This is a genomic window from Desulfosporosinus acidiphilus SJ4 (genome assembly GCF_000255115.2).
Lineage (GTDB): Bacteria > Bacillota > Desulfitobacteriia > Desulfitobacteriales > Desulfitobacteriaceae > Desulfosporosinus > Desulfosporosinus acidiphilus.
In genome coordinates, this window is sequence record NC_018068.1 from 1098102 (window position 1) to 1116147 (window position 18046).

The 18046-nt window shown below is 41.0% G+C and carries 14 protein-coding genes; 13 read left to right on the forward strand and 1 reads right to left on the reverse strand.

The window, feature by feature from the left end; translation table 11 throughout:
• Nucleotides 1-7 precede the first annotated feature (7 nt).
• The 13 genes from DESACI_RS05030 to araA all read left to right on the forward strand — a co-directional run bounded on the left by DESACI_RS05030 (nucleotide 8) and on the right by araA (nucleotide 16005).
• Nucleotides 8-850, forward strand: coding sequence for a DegV family protein (locus tag DESACI_RS05030; RefSeq protein WP_014826087.1), 843 nt, complete (start codon nucleotides 8-10; stop codon nucleotides 848-850).
• Nucleotides 851-1407: 557 nt separating this feature from the next.
• Nucleotides 1408-2397 (forward strand): galactose-1-phosphate uridylyltransferase, encoded by a 990-nt coding sequence (gene galT, locus DESACI_RS05035; protein WP_014826088.1) that lies wholly within the window; start codon nucleotides 1408-1410, stop codon nucleotides 2395-2397.
• On the forward strand, nucleotides 2390-3568 hold the full coding sequence (locus tag DESACI_RS05040) for a galactokinase (RefSeq protein WP_014826089.1): 1179 nt from the start codon (nucleotides 2390-2392) through the stop codon (nucleotides 3566-3568). Before galT ends, DESACI_RS05040 begins: the two co-directional genes overlap by 8 nt.
• A 66-nt stretch (nucleotides 3569-3634) precedes the next feature.
• A complete protein-coding gene (locus tag DESACI_RS05045; protein WP_202947867.1) occupies nucleotides 3635-4738 on the forward strand; it encodes a M24 family metallopeptidase in 1104 nt (367 codons plus the stop codon).
• 38 nt (nucleotides 4739-4776) lie between these two features.
• Entirely contained in the window at nucleotides 4777-6024 is a 1248-nt protein-coding gene (locus tag DESACI_RS05050; protein ID WP_014826091.1) for an ROK family transcriptional regulator, read from the forward strand.
• 196 nt (nucleotides 6025-6220) lie between these two features.
• A complete protein-coding gene (chvE, locus tag DESACI_RS05055) occupies nucleotides 6221-7327 on the forward strand; it encodes a multiple monosaccharide ABC transporter substrate-binding protein (protein WP_014826092.1) in 1107 nt (368 codons plus the stop codon).
• A 140-nt stretch (nucleotides 7328-7467) separates the two neighbouring features.
• Nucleotides 7468-9003: a multiple monosaccharide ABC transporter ATP-binding protein gene (gene mmsA, locus DESACI_RS05060; protein ID WP_014826093.1), complete on the forward strand. Its 1536-nt coding sequence runs from the start codon at nucleotides 7468-7470 to the stop codon at nucleotides 9001-9003.
• A 2-nt stretch (nucleotides 9004-9005) separates the two neighbouring features.
• Nucleotides 9006-10169 carry a multiple monosaccharide ABC transporter permease gene (mmsB, locus tag DESACI_RS05065; RefSeq protein WP_014826094.1) on the forward strand — a complete coding sequence of 388 codons (1164 nt, stop codon included), beginning with the start codon at nucleotides 9006-9008 and terminating at the stop codon, nucleotides 10167-10169.
• A gap of 130 nt (nucleotides 10170-10299) precedes the next feature.
• A complete protein-coding gene (locus tag DESACI_RS05070; RefSeq protein WP_014826095.1) occupies nucleotides 10300-10581 on the forward strand; it encodes a hypothetical protein in 282 nt (93 codons plus the stop codon).
• Between the two features lie 111 nt (nucleotides 10582-10692).
• Entirely contained in the window at nucleotides 10693-12363 is a 1671-nt protein-coding gene (araB, locus tag DESACI_RS05075; protein WP_014826096.1) for a ribulokinase, read from the forward strand.
• A gap of 26 nt (nucleotides 12364-12389) precedes the next feature.
• Nucleotides 12390-13076 (forward strand): L-ribulose-5-phosphate 4-epimerase, encoded by a 687-nt coding sequence (araD, locus tag DESACI_RS05080; RefSeq protein ID WP_014826097.1) that lies wholly within the window; start codon nucleotides 12390-12392, stop codon nucleotides 13074-13076.
• 50 nt (nucleotides 13077-13126) lie between these two features.
• Nucleotides 13127-14476 carry a sn-glycerol-1-phosphate dehydrogenase gene (locus tag DESACI_RS05085; RefSeq protein WP_014826098.1) on the forward strand — a complete coding sequence of 450 codons (1350 nt, stop codon included), beginning with the start codon at nucleotides 13127-13129 and terminating at the stop codon, nucleotides 14474-14476.
• A 35-nt stretch (nucleotides 14477-14511) separates the two neighbouring features.
• A complete protein-coding gene (araA, locus tag DESACI_RS05090) occupies nucleotides 14512-16005 on the forward strand; it encodes an L-arabinose isomerase (protein ID WP_014826099.1) in 1494 nt (497 codons plus the stop codon).
• 101 nt (nucleotides 16006-16106) lie between these two features.
• Here the strand turns inward: araA and DESACI_RS05095 are convergent, their stop codons facing one another.
• The gene (locus tag DESACI_RS05095; protein WP_014826100.1) at nucleotides 16107-17810 is read right to left on the reverse strand and encodes an acyl-CoA dehydrogenase family protein; all 1704 of its coding nucleotides are present in this window, start codon (nucleotides 17808-17810) and stop codon (nucleotides 16107-16109) included.
• Nucleotides 17811-18046 lie beyond the last annotated feature (236 nt).

The window sequence follows — 18046 nt, forward strand, 5'->3', positions numbered from 1 at the left end:
ATTTGGAATGAAAAGGATCGCACTGGTAACTGACAGTACGGCCGACCTAACAGAAGAAATAAAGAAGGAGTTCGACATTCATGTCATTCCTTTGAAAGTTAGCTTTGGCAAGGAAGAGTTTTCTGACGAGGAACTTTCGAGCGAAGAATTTTACCGGCGCTTAAGCATTGAGAAGGAACTTCCTAAAACATCTCAGCCTTCACCTGAAATGTTTGGACGATTGTACAGTAAGTTACTTGAAGAATATCAAGAGATTATTTCCATTCATCTCTCTTCCGCCTTAAGTGGAACCTATAATGCGGCGAATTTAGCCAAGGAAAAGTTTAAAGAAAAGATCCATCTTGTAGACTCTAAAACCATAAGTTTAGGTATGGGTTTGTTGATGATCGAAGCTGCACGCAATATAAAAGATGGATATGATAGTGCTTGGATCTTGAAAAATCTGGCCAAAGCCAGGAAGAACATCGAAACTTTGTTTACCTTAAATACCTTAGAATACCTGCAAAAAGGCGGAAGAATCGGCAGAGTTCAAGGTTTTGTGGGATCCCTTTTAAACCTTAAACCTGTAATTCGAGTGGGTGATGATGGTGTTTACCATACTTATGCAAAGGCTCATAGTCAGAAGAAGTCTCTTGAATGTGTTGTCCAAGCTTTTCAGGATTTAGCAAAGGGCCGCAAACAAATCCGACTGGCTGTTGCTCACGGAGCGGCAGAACAAGCCGGTCATTATCTTCAAGAGGCTTTAGAAAATGTTTGTCAAATCCAAACAACTGTTTTTACACAGGTTGGAGCTGTTATCGGTGTTCACACGGGTCCAGGAACGGTAGGGGCCGCAATTCAGTTTGAATGAAAACTTTGTGTCCTTGAAATTAAGCCCAAGGGGGTTTCTTGTATTATCAGAAAGTATAACCTTTGGTTGTATACTGCAAGAAGAGCTAATTCGTGCGAAGACAGTGTCTTCGAGCGCCAGCTAAGTTTTCTTCAGAAACGAATTGGAAAATATTACAAGGGTGATAATCAGGAATCTTTAAGTATAAGCTAACCTTAGAAGGTCACTAAGGCCTTGAGGTGATAAAGGCGAATCGTAGAGATCTGAAGGGTGAGTGAGTATGGGGTATCTAACGTTACTAATTGCTATGGTGATTGTCTTAGTCTCTGGCTACTTGTTAGGGCATCATCGCCGCCAATCTGAAAGGAAACTGAAATCAAACAAAGTATCAAACAAAGTTTATCCTTTAGCAAGCGCAAAAAGGCAGACCAAATTACACAGGGTTAAGTAGTTGGGCAGATAAGATACGGAGCAATAAAAAACCATTGCCAAAAAGGCTGCAAATATATTATGATGGAGATAATAAAGTTAATTAATTTAATTAACTTTATTATCTCCATTTTTTAGGAGGGAATATTATGACAGAATTACGTTATAACCCGTTACTTGGGGATTGGACGATGGTGGCTGCACATCGACAGAATCGCCCGAACATGCCAAAGGATGGGTGTCCGTTTTGTCCGGGTTCCGGAAAAGTTCCCGATCATTATGATGTTCTTAAATATGATAATGATTTTCCTGCCTTAATGACAGACCCGCCTGAAGCTGATTCAGTTGGGTCTGTCTTGTATAAAACTAAACAAGCTTATGGAAAATGTGAAGTCATTCTTTACTCGTCGGATCATACCGTCACTCTTCCGCAACTTTCAGTTGATCATCTGGAGAAGTTGATTGATCTGTGGACAGAACGGTTTATAGCATTGAGCCGGGAACCAAAACATGAGTACATTATGATTTTCGAGAATCGAGGGCAAGAGTGTGGTGTCACAATGCCCCATCCGCACGGTCAGATATATGCCTATTCTTGGATTCCTCTCAAAATTCGAACAGAACTGGAAAATTGCCAAACATATTATGACTCGCACGGGTCGTGCTTGTTTTGCGATATGAATAAGGAAGAAGCAGACTTTCAACAGCGAGTGATTTATGAAAATCAGCATTTCATAGCCTATATCCCATTTTTTACAGATTATCCCTATGGGTTGTTCATTGTAAGTAAAAACCACAAGACAGCCTTGACTGATTTTACTCAGCAAGAGAAACGAAGCTTGGCTGAAATGCTTAAGAACATGACTGGAGCCATGGACACCTTGTTTAATAGGTTATTTCCCTACATGATGGTGATCCATCAGCGTCCGGTGCATGGAGAAGCTGCAGAAGATTCCTATCATTTTCATATTGAATTTTATACACCCCTGCGAGATGCAGGAAAAATTAAGTATTATGCTTCTTCAGAAATGGGTGCTTGGGCTGCTTTAAACCCTCAGGCCGTGGAAGAGACATCAGAACAACTGCGCAAAGCATTTCAAGATTATCTGAAAAAGAAGGGCGGTCTAATGAATGCCTAGATTGAGCATACTTCGAGAGCAGTTTAAAAAAGTCTTTAACTCCAGTGCGGAAGAGATTCGAATCTTCTTTGCCCCAGGCCGGGTAAATTTGATCGGGGAGCATACGGATTTCACAGGAGGTTATGTGCTGCCTGCCGCTCTATCCTATGGAACCTGGGCGGCTGTCCGTCTTCGCAAGGATGGGAAGTTTTGTCTTACCTCGACGAGCTTTGACGAGAAGGTAGAATTCGACACGGATCGGATGGATCACCAACAAGAAGAGGTATGGGCCAATTATCCTAAAGGAGTTATTCGAGAATTTGATAAATTTGGCTTCCGCTTGTCGGGGTGCGATATGCTGTTTGATGGCAACATTCCCAAGGGTGCCGGGCTGTCTTCCTCGGCTTCCATTGAAATGGTGACTGCTATTGCAATTAAGGAACTTGAAACACTGGACTTATCACGTTTAAAATTAATTCAGCTTTCCCAGCGTGCGGAAAATCAATTTGTTGGGGTTAATTGTGGAATTATGGATCAATTTGCCTCCGGAATGGGGAAAGCTGGGCATGCCTTGCTTTTGAAATGTGATTCCTTGGCTTTCCGTAATGTACCCTTGTATTTAGGCGATTATCAATTGGTTCTTACTAACTCGAATAAACCGCGGAGCTTGACTCAATCAAAGTACAATCAAAGACGGCAAGAATGCGAAGCAGGGGAAAAAGCTATTTTAAAGTACCTTCCTTCAGTTTCTTGTTTAGGGGATGTTACCCTTGAACAATGGGAATCTGTTCCTAAAAAAGGCTTTTCTCCGGAGGCATACAAACGTTTAGATCATGTGGTGCATGAAAATGCTCGGGTATTGGCCTCGACGATTGCTTTAGAAGCCGGGGATATTGAGACTTTCGGTAAATATATGGTAAAATCACACGAATCCTTACGGGATCTCTTTGAGGTGACAGGTCCGGAACTCGACACACTCTTTGAAGAGTCGCGTCAAACATTGGGTTGCCTTGGTACAAGAATGACAGGTGCTGGTTTCGGCGGTTGTACAGTGAGTCTTGTTCATAAAGAGGCTATTGCGGACTTCGAAGCTCAGGTGACTAGGGGATATCAGGCCAAGACAGGCTTGACACCAACTTTTTATAGTGGTGAAATTGGGGATGGAGTACATGAGATATTAGCCGCAATTTGATAGTTTGGAACAAATCATAGAGACAGCCTGGAAATGGCATCAGTCTCATCCGGAAGGGTTTGATAAATGATGAATGCGAGAGAGAAAATCGAAAAAGTTAGAAATTTGCTCAGGGACAAAGGTTTAGACGGAGTCCTTCTCCGGAAACGTCGGAGTTTCTCCTGGCTAACGAACGGACGAGCTAATTATATTTTTACGACGTCAGAGTTAGGAGTTGCAGATCTCTTAATTTTTGAGGACAAGGTTTACTGTGTTACGACTAAAATGGAGTTTGCAAGGATACAGGAAGAGGAACTTTCTGATTTAGAAATAGTGTGGATCACGCCGGAGTGGTATGAGGGTCATCAAGCGGTTATTGACAACCTATGTCTAGGGAAAAAGATGGGAACGGATGTGTGTCCGGAAACAATTCCTCTTAGAGCGGGAATAGACTTGAGCAAGGAATTAGCGGAGTTGACTTATGTCTTAAGTCTTGAAGAAATTGAGCGTTACAGATGGTTGTCGCAAAATGTTGCCAGGGCTCTAGAATTAACCTGCCGACAGATCGAACCAGGAATGACTGAATTTGAGATTCAAGCACTTTTAACCACAAAAGTTGTGAGCCTGGGAATTCAACCGCAAGTACTTCTCGTGGCCACTGATCGTAGAATTTATAAATTTCGTCATCCTATCCCTACGGAGAAAAAGCTAGAGAATTATGCGATGCTTGTTCTTTGCGGAGAAAAAGGGGGGTTGGTTGCTAATGCAACTCGCTTTGTCCATTTCGGGCCAATCTCGCAAGAACTACAGCAGAATAAACGAAAATTGCTGGAGATTGATCTTGCCTTTAATCTGGCTACTAGGCCGGGGGTCCCGATCAAGGATGTTTTTCGGCAAGGTATTGAAGTGTACAGAAAAATGGGTTATGAAGAGGACTGGCGTTCCCTTCACCAAGGCGGACCGACAGGGTATGCTTCACGGGAGTTTCTGGCTAATTTTGATTGCGAGGGCGTGGTTCAGAACCACCAGGCTTTTGCCTGGAACCCATCCCTTAAAGGTATTAAATCAGAAGATACTATTTTAGTTACGGAGAATGGGCCGGAGTTTTTAACGCATACAGGAGAATGGGAGTATATGAAGATAGAGAAAGATGGGAAAATTCACCTCCGTCCAGATATCCTGATCCGATAAATTGGGTATTTATAATTGGCATAAAAGGGAGTGAAAGCGTGGGCGAACCAATTCCAGTCGGGAGTTTTCAGGGCATGAAATCTCTGAATAAATCGGCAATTCTTAATGTCGTCAGGGAACATGGCCTTATTTCGAGAGCTGAGATAGCAAAATTGACAAAGCTGACTCCCCCCACAGTTACGAATCTTGTGGGGGAATTGATTGACGCAAAATTAGTGGTTGAAACTGATCTGGGTGAGTCTACGGGTGGAAGAAAACCAATTCTGCTCAGAATTAACTCTTCCGCTTTTCGCGTTGTTGGCGTTTATGCTGGACCGAAGAAAGTCAAAGCAGTGGCGGCCACCTTAGATGGAAATTTGGTTACCCAATTGGAAGCTAAGTATGAGGTGAATCCGACGAGTGAACAGTTTTTAGAAACGCTGGCAGACGTCATCGAAAAGGTTATCGAGAGAGCGACCCCTAATATGGAGGCTGTTCTAGGAATTGGCGTGGGAATGCATGGTCTCGTTGATTCCCAAGAAGGAATTTCGATTTTTGCACCTCATCTTAATTTGCGTAACATTGCCATCAAAGCGTACCTAGAACGTAAATTTAATTTGCCCGTTGAAGTGGAAAATGATATTCGGGCTCAGGCCATCGGTGAAAGTTGGTTTGGTCAGGGAAAGTGCGTTTCTAATTTTATCTTGTTCCGGGTCGGAACGGGCGTAGGAGCAGGTATCATCTTGGATCATCAGTTGTATCGCGGAGCCTCATACACCGCAGGTGAAATAGGGCATACAACCATCGATATCAATGGACCAAAATGCAGTTGTGGTAATTACGGCTGTCTGGAAAGCATGGTAGGCGGGACTGCGCTTGCTTTAAGAGCCCAGCACGCCATTCGTCTTGGCAAAAGTTCAATTCTAGAGGATATGGTTAAAGGCAACCTGGAGCTTATTGACGGAAAAATGCTCTACTTAGCAGCTCAGCAAGAGGATCAAGTAGCCATAGAAGTATTAGAAGACACAGGCCGTTATCTCGGAATTGGTATTGCCAATCTGATTAATAGCCTAAATCCATCGCTCATAATTTTAAGCGGAGGAGTTTTCGGATCCGCTGATTTTATTATGGAGTCTTTAAGAAAGACGGTTGAACGACGGGCTTTAGAAAAGCCAGCTCAGGCAGTTTCCATCGTCATCTCGGAATTAGGCGGAAATGCTATCCCAATTGGGGCGTTTACCTTGGTACTGAAAAAAATATTTACGCCTACGGGGTTAGCTGATGGATTATTTGAAAATACAAACTAAGTAAATTGTCTGAAATATAATGCTTGACTATTCTGAATCCGGCAATATAATTAACTTAGGTAATTTAATTAACTAAGTTATGGATGGACAAACTCTTTCGATTACTATCTTTTGCCTATCCCTAAATTTAAAGCAATGAGGGAATACGGCGAAGGGTTAGTAATATATTACACGTTAAATATAAGGGGGAGAAAGAATGAAAAAAGTCCTGTCAGTATTAATGCTTTTCTTTGTAATGGTTTTCGCAACAGCATGCGGTGCGTCAAGCTCAACAGCTTCAAGCTCATCAACTTCAGGTTCAACCGCAGCCAGTAACGGTAAAATTGCAGGGATAGCAATGCCTACCAAGACATCACAAAGATGGATTGATGATGGTAACAACATGGTTAAATCATTGCAAGCACTAGGTTATAAAACTGATTTACAGTACGCGGATAATGATGTACAAAATCAGATATCACAGATTGAAAATATGATCACTAAAGGTGCCAATGTCTTAGTCATAGCTTCAATTGATGGCACAGCTCTGACGGATGTATTAAAAAAAGCACATGATGCTAAAATTCCGGTTATATCCTATGACCGACTAATCATGAACAGTCCTTATGTAGATTACTATGCAACGTTTGATAATTTCAAAGTTGGTGTACTTCAAGCAGGTTACATTGAAAAAGCTTTAGGATTAAAGGACGGAAAAGGTCCATTTAACATTGAACTGTTTGCCGGATCTCCAGATGATAACAATGCTAAATTCTTCTTTGATGGAGCTATGTCAGTTTTGCAGCCTTATATAACTTCCGGAAAATTAGTTGTCAGGAGCGGACAAACAGCTTATGCCCAAGTTGGAACCTTACGCTGGGACGGCGCTACTGCACAAGCGAGAATGGATAACATCCTCAGTAAAAACTATACAACAGCTAAAGTGGACGCTGTCTTATCTCCCTATGATGGTATCAGTATTGGTATCATATCCTCTCTTAAGGGTGTAGGCTATGGAACAGCAAGTCAAAAAATGCCTATAATCACAGGGCAAGACTGTGAAGTGGCTTCGGTTAAATCGATCATTGCCGGCGAACAAACCTCCTCGATATTTAAGGATACAAGAGTTTTAGCTAAGAAAGCTGCTGAAATGGCAAATGATGTTCTTCAAGGCAAAACTCCAGTAGTAAATGATACGAAATCTTATAACAACGGAGTTAAAATTGTCCCTTCGTTCCTTTGCGATCCGGTGGTTGTTGATAAAACAAATTATCAAAAGATTTTAATTGATAGCGGATACTATACAGCAGATAAACTCAAATAAACTTTCATGAATCTGCCAGTTCACAGAGAAGTATATTTTCGTAAGAAACATTAGTAGTTACCAGTGACTTTTAGTGATGGTGTATATCGAAGGTGTTATACCCATCACTAAATTATTTTTATGGTAGGAGTTGAAATCCTATGGCAGAGACCATTCTCGAAATGAAAAATATTACCAAAACCTTTCCCGGTGTTAAGGCACTCAATAATGTCAATTTAAAGGTTAAACAAGGTGAGATTCATGCCTTAGTTGGGGAAAATGGTGCGGGTAAATCAACCCTCATGAAGGTTTTGAGCGGTGTGTATCCGCATGGGAGTTATGCCGGAGACATTTTGTTTCAAAACAATCTCTGCGAATTTAAAGATATAAAACAAAGTGAGCACTTAGGAATTGTAATAATTCATCAAGAGTTGGCTTTAATACCCTTTTTATCAATCGCCGAAAATATCTTTTTAGGAAACGAACGAAGTCGACACGGAGTTATTGACTGGAATGAAACAACGAAAAAAACAAAACAATTACTTAAAAAGGTCGGTCTTGAAGAGTCTCCAAATACTCTTATAGCCAATATAGGAGTTGGTAAGCAACAATTAGTTGAAATTGCTAAAGCTTTGTCAAAAGAAGTTAAATTATTAATTTTAGATGAACCCACTGCTGCTTTGAATGAAGATGATAGTCAAAATTTGATCGATTTGATTGCCGAGCTTAAAAGTCAAGGGATAACGTCGATTCTTATTTCCCACAAATTGAACGAAATTTCTAAAATCGCTGATTCAATCACGATATTACGTGATGGGGCAACCATCGAAACGCTTGACACTAAAAATGACAATATAACGATCGACAGGATCATCAAAGGTATGGTTGGCAGGGATTTAGTTCATCGTTATCCGCCAAGAGAAACGGAAATCGGTGAGATCAGCTTTGAAGTGAAGAATTGGACAGTTTATCATCCCATAATCAGTGGTCGTAAAGTATGTGATAATGTCAACATTAATGTTCGCAAAGGGGAAGTTGTTGGTATTGCAGGCCTTATGGGAGCGGGAAGAACTGAACTTGCAATGAGTATCTTTGGTAAATCCTATGGTAAAAAGATAAGTGGCCAAATATATAAAGACGGTCATGAAATAAATCTAAACAATGTAAATAAGGCTATTAAAAATGGTCTGGCGTACGTTACAGAAGACAGAAAAGAATTAGGATTAGTTTTAATAGATCATATAAAAGGAAATATATCACTAGCCAACCTTAATAAAATATCTAAGGGCGGCATAATGAACGAAAATGAAGAGGTTGTGCATTCGGAGAATTTGCGCAAAAAATTGAATATTAAGTGTTCCGGAATCTTACAGCAGACTGGCAATCTAAGCGGAGGAAACCAACAAAAGGTAGTACTCAGTAAATGGATTTTCACAGAGCCAGATATATTAATCATGGATGAACCCACCCGGGGTATCGATGTGGGAGCAAAATACGAAATTTACACGATTATCAACCAATTAGCAACAGAAGGAAAGGGCATCCTGCTAATTTCTTCTGAGCTTCCTGAATTACTGGGTATGTCCGACCGGATCTATATTATGAATGAAGGAAAGGTATTAGGAGAACTAAGTGCAAAAGAGGCATCTCAGGAAAAAATTATGGAAATCATTATGAAGCAGGAGCAGGGGGTATAAGAATGGGATCTCTATATAAAATGTTTAGGGAAAATATAACTAAATACAGTATGGTTATTGCGTTAGTAGGTATTATGATCTTCTTCCAGTTTGCATCCGGCGGTATTTTATTGAAACCTTTAAATATTACCAATTTAATATTGCAGAACAGTTACATCCTAATATTGGCAATTGGAATGCTGCTTGTCATAGTTGCTTTTCAAATTGACCTGTCTGTGGGTTCAGTAGCCGCTGTAGTTGGTGCTCTCTCGGCAATATTGATCATAAACCATCATGTTTCAGTTGCCCTGGGAATAATCATTGCCCTAGTAGTTGGTGCTCTCATTGGAGCATTTCAAGGGTTCTGGATTGCTGTTGTAAGGATACCGGCATTTATTACTACCCTTGCGGGGATGTTGATATTTAGAGGTCTCACTTATGTATCCCTTCAAGGTACTTCTATTGCACCGTTTCCTAGCTCATTCCAAAAGATGAGTACCGGTTTTATTCCGGATTTCTTTCATGGGAAGGGTCTTCATATCACTACGGTCGTTATCGGGCTCATATTAACAATTTTATATGTGATCTATGAAATGAGAAAGAGAAGAACACAAAAAAAGTACAATTTTGAAGTGCTGCCTCAGGGTCTTTTAATTGCAAAGATGGCCGCCATTATTGTAATTATAAATCTATTTTTTTATGTCCTTGCTATCTATAAAGGAATACCTAACGTTTTGATACTACTGCTTGTGCTAATCGCCTTTTATACATTTATTACTACAAAGACGACTTTAGGAAGACACATTTATGCCCTTGGTGGTAATGAAAAGGCGGCTAGACTATCTGGGGTAAAAACAAGACAAGTTATTTTTCTAGTCTTCGTAAACATGGGGATTCTTTCCGCTCTTTCTGGATTAGTCTTTGCCGCAAGATTAAATTCAGGCACACCCAATGCAGGTACAGGCTTTGAACTTGATGCTATTGCTGCCTGCTTTATTGGAGGAGCATCTACTGCCGGCGGCATAGGTACTATTATGGGGGCAATAATTGGTGGGCTTGTTATGGGGGTAATGAACAACGGTATGTCACTAATAGGTGTTGGGATTGACTGGCAGCAGACCATCAAAGGCTTAGTACTGTTATTTGCCGTAGCATTTGATGTCTATTCAAAATCGAAAACTGCTTAAAGTAAGAGCAGTTCTCTTTATAGCTTAGTTGATTGCTTCCATATTTGGATAAAAGCTGAATATTACTTTCAGCTTTTATTTCTATAAACAATGTTTATTCGCTTGGAAAATGATCAAAGGGGAGTAGTCTATGCCACCCTCAACTATTGCATTCGGATTAGTAATTATTGCGATTGGTTTGTATGGAATAGCGTTCAATAAATATCCCGGTCAACAAATTTCTTTTGATAGCTCAAGGAAGCGATTTGAAACGGCAAAGGAAAGAAGAATAACCTTATTTGATGGAGTTTTTTGCATAATATTTGGTGCGGTTTATATGATCCCAGGAATAATTGCTCTCGTTACTCTAATTGTATTGCTAATAGGCTATTATCCGATTAAAGTATTATTTCTCAAATTTAAATTATTATAATAATAGTTCTGACAATCTACCCTTTCAATCATGCAGGCCTAAAGAGCTTTAGGATAATGTCATTATTTGAAATTGATAAGTTAAAAAAATTATTAGGGGATGTTAAGATCAATGAATCATAAATATACTATTGGAGTGGATTACGGAACTCAATCTGGGAGAGCCGTACTCGTTGAAGTAAAAACTGGGAAAGAGGTCGCTGCGGCAGTAAAAGTTTACCGTCATGGTGTAATGGATGAGTATTTACCCGACGGTGTAACCAAGTTGGAACCAGATTGGGCGCTTCAACATCCTCAAGATTATCTGGAGGTTCTACGTGAAACGATTCCTGAAGTTTTAAAGAAATCAGGAGTTAAGGCTGAAGATGTCATTGGCCTGGGGATTGACTTTACTGCTTGCACAATGTTACCAACTTACAAGGATGGTACGCCGCTTTGCTTTGATGAAAACCTTAAATCAAATCCTCATGCTTATGTGAAGCTTTGGAAACATCATGCTGCCCAAGAGGAAGCGAATAAGTTAAATAAGATAGCCGAAGAAAGAGGAGAAAGATTCCTTAAAAATTACGGCGGGAAAATTTCTTCAGAATGGATGATGCCCAAGATATTACAGATTGTTAACGAGGCACCTGATATTTATGATTTGGCAGATCGGTTTATGGAAGCTACAGATTGGGTAGTATTTGAGCTCACCGGAGAAGAAAAACGCAATAGTTGTACAGCAGGGTACAAAGCAATATGGCACAAACAAGAGGGGTACCCTTCTCGAGATTTCTTTAAGTCGCTTCATCCAAAACTTGAGAACGTCGTTGAAGAGAAACTTAGCACGGATATCTACTCGATTGGTTCAAAAGCAGGAGAAATTACATCCAAAGCAGCAGAACTAACAGGATTGAAAATTGGAACTGCCGTAGCTGTCGGTAATGTAGATGCACACGTCTCAGTTCCCGCCTTGGGCATGACGGAGGCAGGCAAGATGTTGATGATTATGGGAACATCAACATGTCATGTCATGCTGGGTACCGACGAAAAGGTTGTGCCGGGCATGTGCGGTGTGGTTGAAGACGGAATCATTCCAGGTTTACTGGGCTATGAGGCCGGCCAATCCTGCGTCGGAGACCATTTTGAATGGTTTGTCGAAAATTGTGTGCCAGCTAGCCTGACTGAAGAAGCGGAAGAACGAGGTTTGGATATTCATGGGCTCTTAACGGAAAAGGCTGAAAAGCTCCAAGCAGGCGAAAGCGGCTTGATTGCCTTAGACTGGTGGAATGGCAATAGATCTGTTCTCGTGGATGTTGACCTCACCGGAATGATTTTAGGGTGCACTCTTTTAACAAAGCCGGAGGAAATTTATAGGGCATTAATCGAAGCAACAGCGTATGGAACACGGAAGATCATAGATACTTTTGAGGAAAATGGGGTTCCGATTCATGAATTATATGCTGCTGGTGGGATTGCTGAGAAAAATAAGCTCATGATGCAGATCTATGCCGATGTCACGAACCGAGAAATTAGAATATCGGCTTCGGCTCAAACGCCAGCTCTTGGTTCCGCCATGTTCGGAGCGGTGGTTGCAGGGAAAGAAAAGGGCGGATATGATTCAATTGTTGAGGCTGCAAAACACATGGGTAAGGTTAAAGAAGAGTATTATAAACCCAATAAGAAAAATGTCGAAATCTATGAAAAACTTTACGCGGAATACAATATCCTCCATGATTACTTCGGGCGAGGCACAAATGACGTCATGAAAAGGCTAAAGAAGATCAAAGCCGCTGTAAAATAGATGCAGTCCTTAAAGGAGCTAATGCTATGTTAGAAGAATTAAAAAAATCCGTCCTGGAGGCGAACCTGGAACTTCCTAAAAAAGGTCTTGTAACGTATACCTGGGGAAATGTCAGTGGCATTGACCGTCAGAGTAATCTTATTGTGATTAAGCCCAGTGGCGTTCCTTACGAAGAACTTAACGTTGAAGATCTTGTTGTCGTCGATCTTGAGGGAAATCAAGTAGAAGGTAAGTTAAAGCCTTCATCAGATACGCCGACTCATCTTGTCATTTATAGGAATTTTAATCAAGTGGGTGGTGTAGTTCATACACATTCGAGATGGGCTACGGGCTGGGCACAAGCGGGTAAAGGAATTCCGGCCCTGGGAACCACTCATGCGGATTATTTCTATGGAGAAATACCTTGTACCAGAAAGTTAACACCTCATGAAATACAGGAAAACTACGAAAAGCAAACCGGAGAAGTCATAGTAGAAACCTTTTTGCGCGGCAATCCAATGTTTGTGCCGGGGGTACTTGTGAATAATCACGGGCCTTTTACTTGGGGAAAAAATGCGCAAGAGGCAGTGCATAATTCTGTGGTGCTTGAAGAAGTAGCCATGATGGCTTATACTGCCTGCTCTCTTACACCAGGAATTAATCCCATTGATCAGATTTTGCTGGATAAGCATTTCCTAAGAAAGCATGGCGCAAATGCATATTATGGACAATAGTTATATTTTAATAATATTGTCAGGCCAATGAATGGAGATGGAGTTGAGAGTTGTTAAATCTGGACTTAGAGAATATGGCGGGACTAAATTATAAGTGTTCTTGTGGTATTTTTCATAGGGTTGATATCCAGACTATTAAGCTTGGCAATGGAGTAATAAATCAATTGCCAAGTCTGCTAACGGCCTTTAAAAATACGAGAATATTTTTGATCGAAGATCAGAACACGTTTGAAGTTGCTGGGAAAAAGGTCAAACAATTGTTAGAAGAAGATTTTCAAATTAGTCAATATATATTCAGGGAAGAGCATTTAGTTCCCAACGAAATGTCCCTTGGAAGACTTCTTGTAGAGATTCCTGAGGATACCACCCTGATCCTTGGTATTGGTTCCGGAACAATCAATGACTTGGCTCGGTTTTTAAGTTACAAACTACACATACCCTATGTAATCGTTGGTACTGCACCTTCTATGGATGGTTATGCTTCAGTGGTTTCTCCGCTTATTGTTGACGGAGTTAAAACAACCTTCGAGGCTGTTTACCCCTTAGCAATAGTAGCAGATCTCGATATTATGAAGGCTGCTCCAATGCATATGATCCAGGCAGGTCTCGGTGATATTTTAGGAAAATATACTGCACTTGCAGATTGGCACCTTGCCCGTGTATTAAAGGAAGAGTATTTTTGCGAGTCAGTTGAAAAATTAGTGCGTTCTGCAGTGGAAAAGTGTGAGCTAGCGTCTGAAAGGCTGCCCCTGCGAGAAAATGAAATTCTGGAAAGTTTAACAGAGGCATTAATTCTTTCGGGTTTAGCAATAGGCATGGTAGGGGTTTCTAGACCTGCTTCAGGCGAAGAACATCATCTATCCCACTGCTGGGAAATGATAGGGATGAATAATGGCAGCACATCAAAATGGCTTCATGGCAATAATGTGGGTGTTGGGGTAGGAATCATTGCGGAAGCCTATAGGTATTTAAGAACTATAAATATCGAAAAGGTACTAGAATCCGGGAAATATCTAAATTTCAATGAAGAGAAATGGATGGAGACTCTAACGAAGGTTTATGGAAGAAGTGCACCAAGTGTTATTCAGTATAAAAAAGAGTCGCTTTGCTTTAATGAACATCAACGAAAAAGCAATATGGAAAAAATTATGGCTAATTGGGATGAAATTATAAAAATATGTGATTCATTGGTACCGGAACCGGGTTCCATAAGAGAAACTCTAAAAAAGGCAGGTGCCATAGTTTCTCCACAACAATTAGGAATAGATCAAGAAGTTTTTAGGGCAAGCCTTGTTGCGGCTAAAGACGTGCGCAAAAGGTATGGGGTTTTACAGCTGCTTGAAGATGTGGGGATGCTTGAAGAGGCTGCTCGTTATATAACAGATATTTACTATAATTAAAGATCAAAAATGAGAAGAAGATGGAGCGATGAAGGATGTTAGGAATTAAAAAATCAGTATTTTGGTTTGTAACGGGAAGTCAAGATTTGTATGGACCTGAAGTGCTTCAGATAGTGGAGGAACATTCTAGGTTGATGACGGAGGGCTTAAATAACGACTCAGACATCCCTTATCAAATCGAATTCAAGTCGGTTTTGAAAACACCAGAGGGTATTCACAAGTTGTGTCAAGAGGCAAATGTCGATGAATCTTGTGCCGGCCTAATTACGTGGATGCATACATTTTCACCTGCGAAAATGTGGATTGCAGGCCTTTCAGAGTTGAACAAACCGCTTTTACATCTGCATACTCAGTTTAATCGTGATCTTCCTTGGGATAAGATTGACATGGATTTTATGAATTTAAACCAATCCGCTCATGGTGACCGGGAATATGGTTTTATTGGTGCACGTTTGCAGATTCCACGGAAAGTGGTTGTCGGCTACTGGGAAGACCCTGAAGTATGCGGGAAAATAGGCACTTGGATGCACACAGCAGTTGGATATACAGAGGGACGCCAGCTTAAGGTCGCACGGTTTGGCGATAACATGCGCGAAGTGGCTGTGACAGAAGGAGATAAAGTAGAAGCTCAGATCAAATTGGGTTGGTCTATAAGTGGGTACGGAGTTGGGGATTTAGTAAGATATATTGACGACATTTCCGACACGGCAGTAAATCAATTGATGGAAGAATATGAGACTCTTTATGACATTGCCTCGGAGGTAAGGGAAGAAGGTTCCTTTCGTGATGCTGTTCGAGAGCAGGCTCGCATTGAACTAGCTTTAAAGGCCTTCTTGAATGAAGGTGGTTTTAGTGCATTTACCACGACCTTCCAAGATTTACATGGCATGAAACAGCTTCCTGGTCTGGCAGCACAACGTCTCATGGCAGCCGGGTATGGCTTTGGTGCTGAAGGGGATTGGAAAACAGCCGCCTTGGTTCGAATCATGAAGATCATGGCCGCAGGAAAAGGGACTTCACTCATGGAAGATTACACCTATCATCTGGAAAAGGGTCATGAAATGATCCTTGGAGCACACATGCTTGAAATTTGCCCCACCTTAGCAGACAATCGCCCGCGGATTGAAGTTCATCCGCTTTCCATTGGAGGAAAAGCAGATCCTGCACGATTGGTCTTTGACGGTGCCGCTGGTCCTGCAATTTGTGCCTCACTAATAGATTTGGGAGGACGCTTTCGTCTCATAGTCAATGAAGTAGATGCCTTAAAATCGCCGCATTCACTGCCAAAACTTCCGGTTGCCAGAGTTCTCTGGAAACCTCAGCCCAATCTTAGAGATGCCGCAGAAGCATGGATTCGTGCCGGTGGAGCCCATCATACTTGTTTTTCATTGAATGTCACGGCTGAGCAATTGTTAGATTGGTCTGAAATGGCAGGCATCGAATATCTTTTAATTAACAAGGACACTAATCTTTTGGCTTTTCGCAATGAATTACGTTGGAACGATGTCGCTTGGAAACTAAAAGTGTAGACGAAAGCACAGAAGTACCGTGAGATAGTGGTTCAAAATGGCTCCCAAGACGCAAATCTTTGGAGCCATTTTGTCTGAAAATAAATTATCGGCTGAGATAGTTAGGAATTTTGATAGGCTCCAACCAATGGCTTCACTTCATTATCCCAAAGAGTTTGAACAGTGGCAGGATTATGACTTGGTTTTTTCATCATTGCTTTCAGGAATTCTTCTTGTTCGATGGAATTAGCATAATTGGAAATCTGGGTCAAAGCAAATTGAGCAAAATCTCGAACCAAAAAGTTGAAAATCTCATCGAGTAAAGCTGGGGAAATGGGATTAAGCTTGGTATCTTCTAAGATCAACTGGGCATAAACGATGAGCGTGAACATTTCTCCCAAGGCGAGCATGTAATCAATATTTTTCACTTGCTCCGGACTAGGACTGGCTTGTTCTAAGAAAGAACGGAAAAGTTCTACTTGTTCAAAGAAGACCAAAACATTAGGGATCTTGATGCCCGCATAGGGTATACGATAGTCAGGGAAGCGGACGGAGGCCAGTTTGCCGGCTTTTTGGCGGAAAAGATAGGAATCATCCGCTGGATCGTCACGTTTAGGTATAACAGGGTATTCCTTAGGCTGGAAGAAGTAATTTTGAATGAATTTAATTACGAGAGCAATATTGACATGAGTGGTCCCTTCTAAACGAGGGATCATACCAATATCGCGAATCGCTGTCTCAAAATAGGTATCTTGTTCGAAGCCCTTGGCAGCAATGGCGTCAAGAAGCATTTCGATAATTTTCATACCTTGTGTAGTAACTTTCATTTTTTGAATTGGATTAAATAATAAATAGCGCCGGTCTTCATCGGAGGCAGAGCGGAAATAATCCAAACTCCTAAGAGCATAAAGTTTCATGGCAATAAGGCGGGCATAGGATTCCGTAAATATTTTTTGAATATGGGGAAAATCTGTTACCTTTTTGCCATAGAGTACTCTGTTTGAGGCGTGATTTATGGCTTCATAGTAAGCATGGGTACAGATTCCGATAGAAGCAAAGCCTAATTGGAATTTGCCGATATTGACAGAAGAAAGGGAAGAATCCCAAGCTAAAGTGCCGCTGGAAAGGATATCATCCTCGGAAATCGGGTATTCAATCAGTTCAAAATCTCCTACATAAGCAGCCCGTACTCCCGAGGTGGAGATTTTTTTTACTAATTTATAGTTGCGGTGTCTGCTGTCAACAACAAAAAATACATAGTCGTTGGTATCTTTATAACGTCCGAATGTAGAAACAAGCGCAGCCTCATTAGCGTTGCCGATGTAATACTTTCCGCCGTTGGCCGTGAATTGCCCATCTCCGGCAGGTGCCAAGGACATCTCGTTGCTATAGAGATCAGCACCATGTTCTTTTTCAGATAAGCCAAAGGCAAAGATTCCCCCTTCTCGTAACTTTTTAGCAGTCAAATGTTTGACTTTTTCATTGTTTCCCATCCAAATAGGTCCGAGGCCAAGAATTGTAACTTGATAGGCATATTGATAAGAAAGGGAATAAAAGGCGCTAATCTCATTGAATTCACAGATACGGCTTAAATCAAAGCGTGAATTTTCGGCTCCATAGCCTGCCGGAGTCAAGAGAGCAGCGAAAATTTGATGTTCTTTAATAAATTTGAGGAAATCGGTGTACCAACGGCTTGCCTGATCATCTTCCTTGATACTTGCCAGCCCCTTATCTTCAAAAAAACGAAGGGTCTTCTCCATGATTTCTCGAGAGGGTAAATCTTTCTGCGGGCTTTTGTAGTTTTGGGGATTAAGTAATAAACTCATGCACTCACGCCTTTCCAAATAGTTGAATGAATGTTCATTCATTAACCTGTAAAATAATAAACTATTTAAACAATTAAGATAATTATCTCATAAATTTCTTCAAAGTAAAGCTAAGATTGAAGCTGTACTTTGAAGAAAAACGAAAAAAGAGGAACCCACGACCGAGTGCGTTTCCCCTTTTGAGCTATGAGTATAATTATTAGGCTAAGTTTGATAGGTCTGCTCGCGAAGGCATG